Here is a 15,782-nt window from a genome sequence, read left to right as displayed (position 1 = left end):
CTTAGAAGGTTGTCGCGCCGACGCACATCAGCGGTTCAGGAAACCCAACAGGTCTTCGTTCAGCGCCTGGGCGTGTGTCACGGCAAAACCGTGCGGTGCTCCGGCGTAGACCTTCAACTCGGCGCCTTTGATCAGTGCCGCCGCCTGCTTGCCGGTGGTTTCGAACGGCACGATCTGATCGCCGTCGCCGTGGATCACCAGGGTTGGTACGTCGATCTTCGCCATGTCCGGACGGAAGTCGGTTTCGGAGAACGCGGTAACGCAATCCACGGTGCCTTTCAGCGAGGCGAGCAGGGCGACGTTCAGGGTTTGCGTGAGCACGCCGTCGGAGACTTTCTGGCCCTGATTGATGCCGTAGAACGGCGCGGCGAAATCAGCGATGAATTGCGCGCGATCCTTGAGCAGACCGGCCTTGATCCCGTCGAACACCGAGGTGTCGACGCCCTGCGGGTAGTCGGCGTTCTTGCCGAACAGTGGCGTCACTGCACCGAGCAGTACCAGCCCGGCAACGCGCTCGCTGCCATGGCGGGCGATGTAGCGGCTGACGTCGCCGCCGCCCATGGAGAAGCCGACCAGCGTCACGTCGCGCAGGTCGAGGTGGTTGATCAGTTGCGCGATGTCATCGGCAAAGGTGTCGTAGTCGTAGCCGGTCCATGGTTGATCGGAGCGGCCGAAACCACGGCGGTCGAAGGCAATCGTGCGGTAGCCGCGACTGCTCAGGTATTCCATCTGGTATTCCCACATGTCGGCATCCAGCGGCCAGCCATGGCTGAACAGTACGGGTTTGCCGCTGCCCCAGTCCTTGAAATAGATCTGTGTGCCGTCATCGGTAGTGAATGTGCTCATGGAAACTCCTTGCTGTGGGCAATCGTTCAGGAAGGCCGGATGCCGCATTGGCCGCCCATCACTATCGGTGCAAATCGCGGCTGTCACTTGTACGCAAGTGCTCAATTGCCATGGCGGGTGGCGTGGTTCTTTTCCAGCTTCACAGTTATAAGATGCAACCACACGCTGGATTTGACGGAGAAACACCCTGTGAAGCGCAAAAGCCTGCACGGCGACGCCTGCCCGGTCGCCCGTACGTTGGACCTGATCGGCGACTGGTGGTCGCTGCTGATCATCCGCGATGCGCTGGAGGGCATCCGCCGCTTCAGTGATTTTCAGAAGAATCTGGACATCGCCAAGAACATGCTCAGCGCCCGGCTCAAGGCTTTGGTCGAGCAGGGGATCTTGCAAACGGTGCCCGCCGCCGATGGTGGTGCCTATAAGGAATACGTGCTGACCGAACGCGGCAAGGAGCTGCAGACGGTGATCGTCGCGCTGTCGCAGTGGGGCGGGGAGCACCTGTATGCGCCGGGTGAGCCGGGTTCGGTGATGGTTGATGCGCAGCAGCGGCAGCCGATCAGGAAACTGGAATTGCGTTCAGCGGATGGCCGCTTACTGGCACCTCAGGACGTGGCGACGAAGTTGGGCGTTGCGCACTGAACCAAGGATTCCCCTCGGAAAACCGCAGCCGCATCGATTGTTCAATCCCTGTTACAAACCCGACAAAAGGTTGAAACGATTGTTTGACGTCAAAATGATGGCCATCTAATATCGCGCCACTATTTTGATGTCATTCCGTATCGAGGGATCGAACATGTACCCACCCGCCCTCGCGGCGAGGTTGTGCGCAGCTTTGCTGTGCCTGTCTCCACTCCAGATTGCCTTCGCTGCACCCACTCCCGGTGAAACCGACCTGATCCGCGATCGCCAGAATCGCTTGCTCGAAGAGCAGCAGCGGCGTCTTGAAGACCTGAAAAATCTCCCCGGCAAAGAGGCCGGTCCGGCGCAACCAGCGGCGCCCACCGACACCCGTTGTTTCCCGATCAAGGACATCGAACTCAAGGGCGCCGACAGTCTGTCCGACAGCGACAAAACCCGCCTGCTCAAGCCCTACATCGACCAGTGCCTCGGGGTGCCGCAACTCAACGAGTTGCTCAAGGTCATCACCGACCATTACATCGAGAAAGGCCTGGTCACCAGCCGCGCCTACCTGCCGCAGCAGGATCTGTCTGGCGGGCATCTGAAAGTGCTGGTGGTCGAAGGCAAGCTCGAAGGCATTAAAGGCGCCGAGAACAGCAAGCTTTCGGAGCGTGAGCTGGCGATGGCCTTTCCCGGCAAGTCCGGCGATCTGGTCAACCTGCGCGAGATCGAGCAGATGGTCGATCAGCTCAATCGCCTGCCGTCCAATCAGGCCAAGATGGAGCTGGCGCCGGGCAAAAACGTCGGCGGCAGTGAAGTGTTGGTCACCAACACGCCGCAGAAGCCATGGCGTGCCGGACTGTCGCGCAGCAACGATGGCCAGCGCAGCACCGGCGAACAGCAGTGGGGCACCACCTTCGATTGGGACAGCCCGCTGGGCCTGGCCGATCAGTTGAGCCTGCGCGGTGGTCACGATGCAATGACCGATCACCAGCACACCTCCAGCAACGCCATGCTCAATTACAACTTGCCGTGGGGCTGGTGGAACTTCAGCTACACCTACAGCCAGAGCGACTACCGCTCGCAGATCGCCGCCAACGGCTACAACTTCAAGCAGACCGGCGACAGCGAAAACCATCAGCTGCGCGTCGAGCGGGTGATCCATCGCGACTCGGTGAGCAAGACCTCGCTCAGCGCCGGTCTGTCCTACCTGCGCACCAACAACTTCATCGAAGACAGCAAGCTCAAGCTGAGCAGCAACCGCATCAGCGAAGCGCAGTTCGGCTTCAACCACGGTCGCCGCATCGGCAGCGCCTTCGTCAACTTCGACGCCGGCATGCAGGAAGGCATCGGCGCGTTCGACGCGCAGGGCAGCCACGATCCAGGCCCGGGCGAACCGGACGCACGCTACCGCAAATACACCGCGACCCTGAGCTATCTGCAACCGTTCAAAGTGTGGGGCGAATCCTTCAGCTTCAGCAGCCTGATGACCGGCCAGCGCAGCGAAGACGTGCTGTTCAGTCCGCAGCGCACCAGCCTTGGCGGGTCAGCATCGATCCGTGGCTACAAGGATCAATCGCTGTCCGGCGACAGCGGCGGCTACTGGCGCAACGACCTGCGCTGGAGCCGACCGGTGACGGCCGAATGGCTGCGCCCGGTGTTCGCTGAATACGGCACCAGCCTCGGTTACGACCAAGGCGTGATTCGCGGCGACCGTTACAACGGTGATCAGCACGGACGCATGTCGAGCAACTCGCTGGAACTGTTCGCCCGCGGTGAGCATGTGGCCGCCAGCGTGACCTTTGCGCATTCCCTCGAACGCCCGGACGTGCTGACCGAGCGTGAAGCGCCGATCTATTTCCGCCTCGACTTTTTCATCTAATTCAAATTCTTCGAGACCATCGACATGGATGTTCGTCAGTTCGCCTTCCTTGCAGGCCAGCCTTCTGCGGCCGTAAAAAACCGTGAGTCGTTTCTGGGCATGCCCAAGCGCGGGCTGGCGTTCCTGCTGGCGAACGTGATGTTCTGGCAACCGATGTGGGCGCAGGCCGACGGCATTGTCGTGGCCAACCCGAACACCGCGCTGGACCGGGCCGGCAATGGCGTGCCGATCATCAACATCGCCACGCCCAACGGCAGCGGGCTGTCGCATAATCAGTTCCACGATTACAACGTCGGCGCGCAGGGTGTCATCCTCAACAACGGCTCGGCGCAGACCTCGAACACCCAGTTGGCCGGGCACATCATTGGCAACCCGAACCTGAAAAACAGCGGTTCGGCGCAAGCTATTCTCAACGAAGTCATCAGCGGCAACCCAAGCCAGTTGCGCGGTTACACCGAAGTGGCAGGGCAGTCAGCGCGAGTGATCGTCGCCAACCCGTATGGCATCACCTGTAATGGCTGCGGCTTCATCAACGCACCGCGCGTGACGCTGACTACCGGTAAGCCGGTGCTGGATGGCGCGGGCCGGCTGGATCGTTTTCAGGTTGATCAGGGTTCTGTGGCGATCGAAGGCGCAGGCCTCAACGCCAATAACGTCGACCGCTTCGAAATCATCACCCGTAGCGCGAAGATCAACGCCGAAATTCAGGCGCAGAATCTGACGATTGTTGCCGGGCGCAACGACGTCAACGCACAAACCCTGAATGCCACGGCCCGTGCCGATGACGGCAGCACCAAACCGCAACTGGCGATTGACTCCTCGGCGCTGGGCGGGATGTATGCCGGGGCGATCAAACTGGTTGGCACCGAGGCCGGGGTCGGCGTGAAGCTCGACGGTAAACTGATCGCCAGCGGTGGCGATATTCAGCTTGATGCCAATGGTCAATTGAGCCTGGTTGATACCTCGGCGACCGGTGCGGTCAACGTCAAGGCGGCCAGTCTCGATGCGCGCGGGCCGGTGTATGCCGGCACGACATTGAACGTGCAAACCCAAGGCAATCTGACCAACCGCCAGACCCTGGCTGCCCGCGACAGTATCAACCTCAGTGCCGGTGGTCAGCTGACCAACGCCGGAGTCATCGAGGCCGGGGTCAACGCCGACGGCAGCCGTAACGCCAACGGTGATCTGAGCCTGAGTGCGCAAAACCTCGACAACACTGGCAAAAGCCTCATCGCCGGCCGCAATCTGACAGTCAGCACTGCGCAAACCCTGAGCAACCAGGGCGGTACGCTCAGCGGACAAACCACGGCGATCACGGCGGGCACGCTGGACAACCGCAACAGCGGCCGCGTGCTCGGTAATGCGACGCTGAACGTCACCGCCAATCAGCTATTCAACACTCAAGGGGTGATCCATAGCTCGGGCCATCTGACCGGTAGTTTCGGTCAACTGGACAACAGCAACGGCGAGTTTTCCAGCAGCGGCCTCACCCGGCTCAACGCGGCAACGGTGAACAACCGCAGCGGTCAGATCCTCGGCGATCTGGGGCTGAATATCGACCTCAGCGGCGCGCTGGACAACCGTGACGGCGTGCTCGGGTCCGGCCAGTTGGTGAGTCTGCAGGCGGCCAGCCTGGATAACCGCGATGGCGGTGTGCTCGTCAGCGACGGTAGCCTGACCGTGCGTCTGCGCGGCGCACTCGACAACCGCAACAAAGGCGAGATCACCGCCAAGGGCGCCATCGATGCGCAAGCCGGCAGCCTCGACAACCGCGACGGCAAACTCATCGGTAAAACCACCCTGGCACTGCGCAGCGATACCGCGGACAACCGTGCCGGCGTGATCCAGGCCGATCAGCAATTGACACTCAACGTCGACCGTCTGGACAACCGCGACAAGGGCCAGATCACCGGCAAGTCCGGTATCGCTTACGCCGGTACACGTCTGGACAACAGCGGCGGACTCATCAGTGCGGTCGGTCCGGTGAGCCTCAACGCGGGCGAAGTGCAAAACGCCGCAGGTCGGATCTCCAGCCAAGGTGATCTGACTGCGGCCATCGGGTTGCTGCAACAGCAGGGTGGTGCGCTGGTCGCTCAGGGCAATCTGAGCCTGACCGGCAAGACGCTCGACAACCGCAATGGCGGTCTGGTCGGCACCACAAAAGCGCTGACCCTGACAGTCGACGACATCGACAACCGCAACGGCGAAATCTCCAGCAGTCTGCTGTTGAACATCAAGGGCCAGCGCCTGGACAACAGCGACAGCGGCAAGCTGCTGGCCGGCACCGACCTGGGCCTCGCCGTGGCGAAACTGATCAACCTGAATCAAGGCCTGATCAGCGCCAAGGGCGCAACCACGCTGACCGGCAGCAGCCTGGATAACAGCGGCGGTCGCTTCAACAGTCTCAACGGTCTGGTGATTACCCTCGACGATGCCTTGATCAACGCGCAGGGCACTATCAGCAGCGAGGGCACGCTGACGGCCAATCTTGGCCGGTTCGACAACAGCGCCGGTGGCCTGAGCACAGCCGGCGTATTGTCGGTAACTAGTCGTGGCGCGGTGCTCAATCGGGCGGGTTCGATCAACACCGACAGCTCCTTGACCCTGACCAGCGCCAGCCTCGATAACAGCCAGAAAGGTTTGATCAGCGCCAAAGGCGCCAGTCATGTCGATACCGGTGATTTCGATAACAGCCTGGGCGGCAAACTCACCAGTGAAGCGTCTCTGACGCTCAAGGCCGCTCAGGTCAACAACGCCACTGGCCGGATTGCCAGCCAGCAAGCGTTGAACGTATCGGTCACCGGGCTGGATCAGCAGGGCGGCGAACTGTTCAGCAAATCCGACCTGACCCTTGATTTGAACCACGGCCAATTGAACAACCAGAACGGTTTGATCAACGCGCCCGGCACCCTGCTGCTGAAAAACCTCAATGGCGTGAACAACCACAGCGGCGAGATCTCCAGCCAGCAAGCATTCACCCTCGCCGCCAATGACCTGGATAACAGCAACGGCAAGCTGATCAGCCAGCAAGGGCTGACGCTGCGTATTGCTCAAGCGCTGAATAACCTCAAAGGCGTAATTTCTGCGGCGGCACTCGACAGCCATTCCGTGAGCCTCGACAACCAGGATGGCTTGATCAGTAGTCGCGGCCCATTGCTGCTGACCACCTACAAGACCTTGAACAACCAGTCCGGCACACTCATCGCCGACGGTGAACTGACGCTGACCGCTGATACGCTGATCAACCAGCAGGGCAGCATTGCCGGCAAGTCCGATGCCAGTGTTCAGGTCAAAAACCTGAACAACCAGAACGGTAAACTGATCGCCACCGGTATGCTCAAACTGAGCGCCGAGACCCTCGACAACCGCCAGGGTGGCTTGCTCGGTTCGATCAAAGCCATGACCCTGACGGTCGATGCGCTGGACAACCGTGGCGGCGAAATCACCACCAACAGCGATCTGCTGCTGACCGGTAAAAAACTCGATAACAGCGATGGCGGCAAGGTCTTCACCAGCAACGCACTGACGCTCACGGTCGATCAGTTGCTCAACCGCAACAAGGGCCTGATCGACACGGGCACGCTGCTGAAGCTGCAAGGTCGTACGCTGGACAACAGCGGCGGTGAATTGCTCAGCCAGAAGGACATGCTGCTGAACCTCAGCGGCGACTTCACCAACCAACTCGGCAAAGTCAGCAGCGAAGGCGCGCTGACCGTCAATACTGCGCAACTGAGCAATACCGGTGGCAGCCTGTCCAGCGCGGCGGATCTGACCCTCGACAGCAGCGGCAACATCGATAACCAGGCAGGCAGGATCGTCACCGATGGCGCCCTCGTGCTGAAAAGTACTGGCCTGGATAACCGGCAGAAGGGCACCCTCAGTGGCAAAGGCGCGGTCACGGTCACGACCGGTGACTTCGATAACAGCAGCGGTTCGCTGAGCAGCGCCGACACGCTCAATCTCGTCGCCGGCCAGGTAACCAACAGCGATGCCGGCAGTATCGGCAGCCAGGGCGCACTGACCGCATCGGTGACAGGCTTCGATCAACAGGGCGGCAAGCTACTCAGCAACACGCGCCTTAGCCTGGACCTGAACCAAGGCCAGTTGAACAACATCAACGGCGTGATCAGCGCGCCCGGCACTCTGCTGCTCAAGCAACTCAACGGCGTCAACAACCAGGGCGGCACGATCTCCAGCACTGAAGCGTTCACCTTGACCGCGCAAAGCCTGGACAACAGCAACGGCAAACTCCTGAGCAATCAGGGCCTGACCCTGCGCATTGCCAACGCGCTGGACAACGTCAAGGGGCTGATCGGCGCGGCGTCGATTGATGTCCGGGCAGGCAGCCTGAACAACAGCGGTGGCAGCCTGGTCAGTCGTGGCGATCTTGAACTCACGGTCGATGGCCTGCTGCGCAACGATGCCAGCGGCCTGATCAGTGCCGCGCAGGCGCTGAACATCAGCAGCGCCGGTCTGAACAACCAGAGCGGCACGTTACTGGGTGTCAGCGCAGTCACGCTCAATGCGATGGCGCTGAACAACCGTGACAGTGGTTTGATCAACAGCAAGGGCAATCTGAAGCTGACCGCGACCAGTCTCGACTCCAGCAATGGCGGTGAAATCTCCGCCGCGCGTGACATCGATCTGACCCTGACTTCGTTGACCCAGAACGGCGGCCGCCTGTTGGGCGACCAAGCCATCACGCTGGACCTGGCCAACGGTGACCTCGATAACCAGAACGGCCTGCTCACCGCCAAAGGCCCGCTGACCATCAAGCGTCTACGCGACCTGAACAACCAGCGCGGTGAGATCTCCAGCAACCTGGGTTTCGACGTCATCGCTCGTACCGTGAATAACAACGCCGGCAAGTTGATCAGCGGCGAAAAACTCTTGCTGCGTGGCACCTCGATCACCAACCAGAAAGGCTTGCTGTCCGGCTGGCAAGGGTTGAGCGTCAGCGGCGACAGCCTCGACAACCGCGACAGCGGCACACTCTCCAGCAAGCTCGGCGATGTCGCGGTCGAGCTCAAGGACGCTTTGCTCAACAGTGGCGCCGGTGCGCTGGTCGCCGAGGGCAGCCTGACGGTCAAGGCCGGCAGCCTCGATAACAGCAACAAAGGTATTTTGAGCAGCGGAGCAGGGCAAAGCCTGACGCTGAGTGGTGCGCTCAATAACAATCAGGGCGGTTTGATCGCCAGTGATGCGGCGCTGGTTCTAGTCAGCATGGCGCTGACCAACGTCGGCGGCGCGATCAATGCGCAACAAGCAATCACCGCCACGGTTTCGCGACTGGACAACAGTGGCGGCCAGATCGCCAGCAACGACGCGATCACCCTCAACCTCAGCGGCGACCTCAACAACAACGGTGGCCGACTGGCTGGCGCGGGATCCGTGCTGATCAAGGGCGTGACCGACCTGAGCAACCAGAACGGCCAGATCGCCAGCCAGAAGAATCTGGACCTGTCGACCGGCACGCTGGACAACAGCAACAAGGGCACCATCGCCGCCAATGATCTGCTACAGATCACCGCCAGCGGCGCAGTGCGCAACAATGCTGACGGCTTGATCTACAGCCAGAACTCCGCGCTGCAACTGAAGGCGGCGAGCCTGAACAACGGCAAAGGCGCGCTGCAAAGTGAAACCGGCCTGACCCTCGATGTCAGCGGCGACCTCGACAACCAGAGCGGCAAGGTCATCGCACAAAACGGTGATGTGAGCGTCAACGCCGCCAACATCGATAACCGCGGCGGCATCCTGTCCAGCATCAAAGGCGCACTCGAAGCGCGGACGGTGGGTGTGCTGCGTAATGGCTACGACCTCAACAACAACCGCCAGGGCGGCATCATTCAGGCGCAGGGTCTGAAGCTGACGGCATTGGCGGGGCTGGACAACAACGGCGGACGCATCTCCGCGCAAGCGACAGACGCGAACATCACCACGGCCGGATTCAATAACCGCAACGGTGTGCTTTATGCCAAAGGTCTGGTGAGCGTCAGCGGCACCAACCTGGACAACGGTGCCGGGCAGATTGCCGGTGAGCGCATCGACTTCGGCCTCAGCGGCGCGCTGAGCAACGTTGCGGGCGTCATTGAAAGCAACACGCAACTCGCCGTCAGGGCGGCCAACGTCAACAACCAGAATGGTCGTCTGCGTTCGCTGGGCAACTGGGGCAAGACTGATTTGCAGATCGGTGGCCAACTCGACAACCGTAACGGCGTGCTGGAAACCGCCAACACCGACATGACCGTCAACGTCGGCAGCTTCCTCAATGACGGCGGGCAACTCAACCACGTCGGCCGCGGCAAGTTCGAGATCTCCACGGCCAATGTGATCGGTGCGGGGGGCAGCATCACCACCGGTGGGCTGCTGGAACTCAATGCTGATACCTGGAACAACTCCAGCGTGATTCAGGCCGGAACCTTGAACGTCAATGTCCGGCAATTCAGCCAAAGTGCCAACGGCAAGTTGCTCGCCTCGGATGTATTACAGCTGCGGGGCGGCAACTGGACCAACGATGGCTTGATCGCCAGTGATGGCTTGATCGATATGCAGTTGAGCGGCGGCTACAGCGGCAATGGCCGGCTGTCGAGCCAGCGCGGCACTTACCTCTCTGCAGCACAGATGAACATCGGCGCGAACGGCAGCTTCGCCGCGGGTACGACCTCGACCATCAGTGTGGGCGGGGCCCTCGTCAACGCCGGGCGCATCACTTCCGGCGAAGACCTGACCGTCAATGCCGGTAGCTTGACCAACTACGGCACCCTCGGGGCGGCGCAGAACCTGAACATCAACACACCTTCGTTGCTCAATGATCGCGGGCTGATTTTCAGCGGCAACGACATGACACTCAGTGTGGGCAATCTGACCAACCAGAACGGTGATTTCTACGGGTTGGGGAATGTGACCATCAAGGGTTACGGCGGCGCCGCGCGGGCTGCTGGGGTCTACAACATCTCCGGTTCGATGGAGAGCGGTGGTGGGTTCCAGATCAACGCCGATGTTTTCGAGAACCGTACCGAAGGTCCGGTGATGTCGGGCGATCGCAAACTGATCTCGGGTTATATCGCCAATATTTGCAATGACTGCAGGGGCGGTACTTTCACCTTCACACTGATAGCTCGCGAGCTTTTTCAAAGTACTGACACTGATAGCAGCGCGTCAGCAGTGCTCAATGTCGGCAAGGATTTCGTTTTCAAGGGTGGTACGTTTCTTAATAGCAAAAGTACTATCGCCGCGAGCGGCAACATCGACATCACTGCTGACAACTTGAAGAATATCGGTGCAAAAAGCGGGACGATCGAGCGCTCAAGTACTTACGTACTCACCATGGGGGGCGGTACTACGACGCAATTTCTCGAAGACGTCGTAATGCCCTACAACCAGCGAAACAATCCTGATTTCCCGTATGTGTATTACATCGATCCGTCAGGCGGCATCCGTAAGGCCATCCCGAAATCCGGTCGTATCAGAGAGGGCAACCGCGACGGTGAGTGGTATGACGTGGTTTCGCTCAAAGACAGTGAAACGGGCGCCGTTGTTAGTGCGTTGCGTGGATACGGCATCGCACTTCCGGCTCTGAACTACGGCTTTGAAACCACAACTCCCTCCCTGTATGACCCGAACAATCTGGTTGAACTGCCCGGCCAGTTGACCCAGTACAAAGCGGAGTCTGTCACTGAAATCGCCGTGGACAGCACCGGTGCTGCCAGTACCAACACTGGCCGCAACGCAGTCATCCAGGCAGGCGGCAACGTATCGATCACCGCCGCCAAGGAACTGGAAAACAGCGTTATCCACCAAGACTACGGCTCGACCGGAGGCACCAACAAGGTCGGCAACACCAACGTCGGCACCACTGGCACCACCGTTATCCGGATCAACAGCCAACTGCCGCCGGACCTCGCCCAGCAGCAGGTCAACCCGCTGTCCCTGCCAGGCTTCTCCCTGCCAACCGGGGAGAACGGTCTGTTCCGCCTGAGCGGGCAGGGCGCCGCTGATACTGCGCCAGTCGCCGCGACCGGCCCGGCGCCGACCTGGACCGTGGGCGGGCAAACCGTCGCCACGGAAGCTCACGTCGTGGCTGGCAGCAGCGGCGGCCCGCGTAACCTTTTCATTGACGCGCCGCCCGCGGTCTCCGACAGCACGCGCGCAGTAGATACGTTCCACCGCACCCCAAGCATCGTGCAGGCCTTGGCCAGCACGGTCGACGTCAACGTGCCGGTGAACGCCGCCGGCCCGGGCATGAAAGACCGCGGCAACGACGCCAAGGAGTCGATCGACACCCGTCCGGTGACCCGCGTCACCGGTCTGCCGGACACCAAGGCGCCGTCCTACGCGCACAAATACCTGATCGAAACCAACCCGGTGCTGACCGACCTCAAGTCGTTCATGAGCTCCGACTACCTGCTGGAAAAACTCGGCTACGACCCCGACCAGAGCGCCAAGCGCCTCGGCGACGGCCTCTACGAACAACGCCTGATCCAGCAAGCCGTGACCGCCCGCACCGGCCAGGCTTTCATCGACGGCCAGACCTCCAACGAGGGCATGTTCAAGTACCTGATGAACAACGCCATCGCCAGCAAGGACGCCCTCAACCTGTCGGTAGGCGTCGGCCTCACCTCGCAGCAAGTCGCCGCGCTGACCCACGATATCGTCTGGCTCGAAGAGCACGAAGTGAACGGCGAAAAAGTGCTAGTGCCGGTGGTTTATCTGGCGCAGGCCAATGGTCGTCTGGGTCCTACCGGGGCGCTGATTGCCGGTAATGATGTGACGCTGATTGCCGGTGAGAACCTGGATAACGTCGGGACGTTGAAGGCGACGAATAATCTGTCGGCGACGGCGGGTAATAATCTGATAAATAGTGGACTTATTCAGGCTGGGAATCGTCTGGATCTGTTGGCGACCAACGACATTATCAATAAATCCGGGGGCGTCATCACCGGGCGTGAAGTGTCGCTGAACACACTCAGTGGAGATGTAATCAACGAGCGCACTGTTACTTCATCCGACAGCAGTACACGTTTCGGTACTCAGCATCACGATTTCGCCGATACAGCTGCACGTATCGAAGCCACCAATGACCTGAGCATCATGTCCGGCCGCGACATTAATATCTCCGGTGGTGTGCTGCAAAGCGGTCGAGACATGGATCTTGATGCCGAGCGCGATCTCAATATCGCAGCGACACAAGTCACTAACAGCGTATTTCACGACAGCAAACACAACAGCAGTGACGTCACTCAACTGGGTGCGAACGTCAATGCGGGACGCGATTTCACAGCGCAGGCCGGTCGCGACTTGGCAGTGATCGCCAGCCAGATTGATGCTAAGCGCGATGTCTCGATGAGCGCTGCCGAAAACTTGATCATCAGTTCTGCGGCGGACGAACAGCACTCTTTGTCCAAGGGCAAGAAACTTACCGTTCAGGAAGATCATGTCAGCCAGGTCATGTCGGGGGTGACGGCAGGCGGCAGTGTGGCGCTTAGTTCTGGCGAAGATCTGACCGTCGTCTCCAGCCGGGTCACGGCGGGCGACGAGGCGTATCTGGTAGCGGGTAACAACCTGAATATTCTCGCGGCCCAGGACACTGATTATTCGCTGTACGACAAGAAGAAAAAGGGCTCTTTCGGTTCCAGTAAGACCAAGCGTGATGAGGTGACCAAGGTCGACAACATTGGCAGTGTGATCACCTCGGGTGGTGACATGGTCCTGGTGAGTAATGGCGATCAACATTACCAGGCCGCCAAACTGGAAAGTGGCAATGATCTGACCATCACCAGTGGCGGCTCCGTTACTTTCGAAGGCGTCAAGGATCTGCATCAGGAGAGTCACGAGAAGAGCAGTTCAAGCTCGGTTTGGAGTTCTGCGAAGGGGCGAGGGAATACCGACGAAACACTGCGTCAGACCGAACTCACAGCTAATGGCAATCTGGTAATCAATGCTATTGACGGCTTGAATATCGACCTGCGCGACATCAACCAAAAGTCGGTCAGTCAAACGATCGACGCCATGGTCAAAGCAGACCCGGGGCTCGCCTGGTTGAAAGACGCCGAGAAACGCGGTGATGTTGACTGGCGCATGGTCAAGGAAACCCACGAATCGTTCAAATACAGCAACTCCGGAATGGGGCCGGCAGCCATGCTGGCGGTGGTCATCATTGTTTCTGTGCTGACAGCAGGAACCGGAACAGCCGCGACGATAGGGGCTACTGCAGGTCAAGCGGCTTCGTCTGCGGCAATCGCTGCGGGTGCTTCCGCATCTACGGCTGCTACCATTGCCGCGGCTGCATCTGCGGCAGCCACGGCGGCGTTTTCTGCAGCGGTAGGGCAGGCTGCCACCAGTGCAATCAACAACAAGGGCAACTTGGGCGATACCTTCAAGGATGTGATCGCTTCAGAGAGTTTCAAAAGTTACGTTTTCGCTGCAATCACGGCAGGTATTGCCTCGAAGTTCGGATACAACCCCACAGATCTGAACTTCGATCTGGACAGTGTCCAGAGCGTAGCTATGAAGGCGACGTTTGATGCCTTGGCGAAAACGGCGGTCATGGGCGGGAGTCTTCAGGACAATCTGGTTTCTTCAGCACTTGGCTCCGTCGTTGCCATCGGTGGCGCGGTTGCAGCTAATAAGATTGGTGATATCACCGTATTCGACCAAGGCAAAGTCACCAAGGTTGTGATGCATGCCGCGCTGGGCGGTTTGATGGCCGAAGCGATGGGTGGCGATTTCCGTACCGGTGCGATTGCAGCGGGGGCGAATGAGGCGCTGGTTGATTTTCTGGCCGACAAACTGTTGCCGGTAGGTGTTGACAAGAACAGTGCGGTTTATCAGCAAGGGGTAAACAAGTTACTGGCAGCCTCGCAGTTGGTTGGCGTACTGACGGCTGCAATTACAGGTGGGGATGCGTCCACTGCTGCTGCTGTGACAGCCAATGCAACCCAGTACAACAATCTTGACCATCCGTCCGCCGAACGATTGCTCAAAGAGCTTGAGGGATGTCGATCAACTGCTGGTTGTAGTGCGCAAACGATCCGCGACATCGTCACTAAGTATGAGGATCTGTCCGCCCAACGTTCGATGGCAATCAATGATTGCAAAAGTCGGGCATGTGTTGATGAAATCCAGAGCAGCGCCGTTTCCATGGATACTCCGGTGGCGAAGGATCTGTTGAATTTCCTTCGCAGAAATGTTTCTTACGACATGGTGGGTTTGCTTAATGGTAACCCCTGGTCGATAGCCGTTCCATCGCAGGGCGTTGACGGTTGGGGGGCTTTATTTACCTCCGATAAACAGATGGCCTTCGCCAAAAACCTGGCAGAAGGTTGGTTGACCCCCGACGAGATGGCTCTCGCAGACCAGTGGGCAAAAGATACCAGTTGGCTGGATCAGCAAGCGGGTCAGCCGCTAACGCTGCAACAGCGGGCGACGTTGATGACTGAGCTGCAGATGACCGCAGGGATGTTACTTATTGGCAAAAGCGCCCCTTACCAAACTGGTATAGAGTTTAAGCCAAAATGGACGCGAAAGAGCGTGGGCCAAATTGATGCTTATACCTCACCTTCAGAAGCAATAAAAACGCTGGAAGCCAACGGTTACAACAGAACGTTTTCAGGGGACGGAACGGTCTCCATGCTGACCAAAGGAGACAGGACTTATAAGTTCTATCCGATGTCTACGTCGACAAAAGAACCTACGGCAGAATTGCTAATTAAAGGCATCGACAGATCGATTGTCAAAATCCGATTCAAGGTTGAGTAAATGAGCCTGTCAAAAGTGGAATTTAAAGAAGTGAATCGCATAACGGCAGCGTTAGCGAGGCACCTTGATTTGGAAAAAGATCTTCCTGCGATGGTCTTTCTTGATTCAGGGCTTGAGTATTATTTTTTTGAAAGGCCAGTGCTAAGTAGTACTGATGTTCTCAGTGACTTGGTTCGCTTGAACTATGAAGTTTTCTCGACAGACGTATTCGCCTTGTTCAGCGCACCTTCTGGCTTGTGCTACCTTTTCGATGGGAACAATGTCGATGAAGGTATCGAAGTCTTGAATTCTGGCTTTCGGGACTTTTTCAAAGGCACTGCGGATTACCCGATGATCATCGGTAATCTAGGTTTTGATTGGCTATTGTTTGAAAGTGCTTACGAAGAGTTTGGTGTGCTGGCTCTGAGTAAGGCCAATGCCAAGTTAAAATTTTCTGAGGGCGTAGGGCGTAATTTGATCCGTTCCAAGGAGTTTCAAGCCCTTAAAGGTCGTGATGGAACTTTGGACACAATCATTGACGCGTTTCATGATTATTTCAATGATGAAGGTGGGCGGGTCCCGCTCGAATAAACCATACCACTTCCGCTTGTTCCTCCCGGTATTGGAGATCGAACCATGAATGCTCTGCAACAGGATCTGGTGATCGATCTCCCGTGTGGAAAAGTGTTGAGAAGAAGGC

At 58.8% G+C, this 15,782-nt stretch carries 5 protein-coding genes; 4 read left to right on the top strand and 1 reads right to left on the bottom strand.

What is annotated here, in order from left to right; genetic code table 11:
- Positions 1 to 27: 27 nt before the first annotated feature.
- Positions 28 to 846, bottom strand: a complete 819-nt coding sequence (locus ACOYXG_RS15265) for an alpha/beta fold hydrolase (protein WP_460352582.1) — start codon at positions 844 to 846, stop codon at positions 28 to 30.
- A gap of 189 nt (positions 847 to 1,035) precedes the next feature.
- Between ACOYXG_RS15265 and ACOYXG_RS15260 the strand changes: the two genes are divergently transcribed.
- From ACOYXG_RS15260 to ACOYXG_RS15245, 4 genes are all read left to right on the top strand, one after another.
- A complete protein-coding gene (locus ACOYXG_RS15260) occupies positions 1,036 to 1,485 on the top strand; it encodes a winged helix-turn-helix transcriptional regulator (RefSeq protein ID WP_460352580.1) in 450 nt (149 codons plus the stop codon).
- 154 nt (positions 1,486 to 1,639) lie between these two features.
- Positions 1,640 to 3,346, top strand: coding sequence for a ShlB/FhaC/HecB family hemolysin secretion/activation protein (locus ACOYXG_RS15255; RefSeq protein ID WP_460352578.1), 1,707 nt, complete (start codon positions 1,640 to 1,642; stop codon positions 3,344 to 3,346).
- A gap of 24 nt (positions 3,347 to 3,370) precedes the next feature.
- On the top strand, positions 3,371 to 15,103 hold the full coding sequence (locus tag ACOYXG_RS15250; protein ID WP_460352576.1) for a two-partner secretion domain-containing protein: 11,733 nt from the start codon (positions 3,371 to 3,373) through the stop codon (positions 15,101 to 15,103).
- Positions 15,104 to 15,673 (top strand): hypothetical protein, encoded by a 570-nt coding sequence (locus ACOYXG_RS15245; RefSeq protein ID WP_414888331.1) that lies wholly within the window; start codon positions 15,104 to 15,106, stop codon positions 15,671 to 15,673.
- Positions 15,674 to 15,782: the final 109 nt, after the last annotated feature.

The organism is Pseudomonas sp. G3-39, from assembly GCF_054790485.1.
Note: the sequence above shows the minus strand (reverse complement) of the source record. Positions and strands in the feature narration are given on the sequence as shown.

Coding starts and splice junctions, on each gene's coding strand:
- ACOYXG_RS15265 (WP_460352582.1), bottom strand. CDS start 846: ATGAGCACATTCACTACCGATGACGGCACACAGATCTATTTCAAGGAC.
- ACOYXG_RS15255 (WP_460352578.1), top strand. CDS start 1,640: ATGTACCCACCCGCCCTCGCGGCGAGGTTGTGCGCAGCTTTGCTGTGC.
- ACOYXG_RS15250 (WP_460352576.1), top strand. CDS start 3,371: ATGGATGTTCGTCAGTTCGCCTTCCTTGCAGGCCAGCCTTCTGCGGCC.
- ACOYXG_RS15245 (WP_414888331.1), top strand. CDS start 15,104: ATGAGCCTGTCAAAAGTGGAATTTAAAGAAGTGAATCGCATAACGGCA.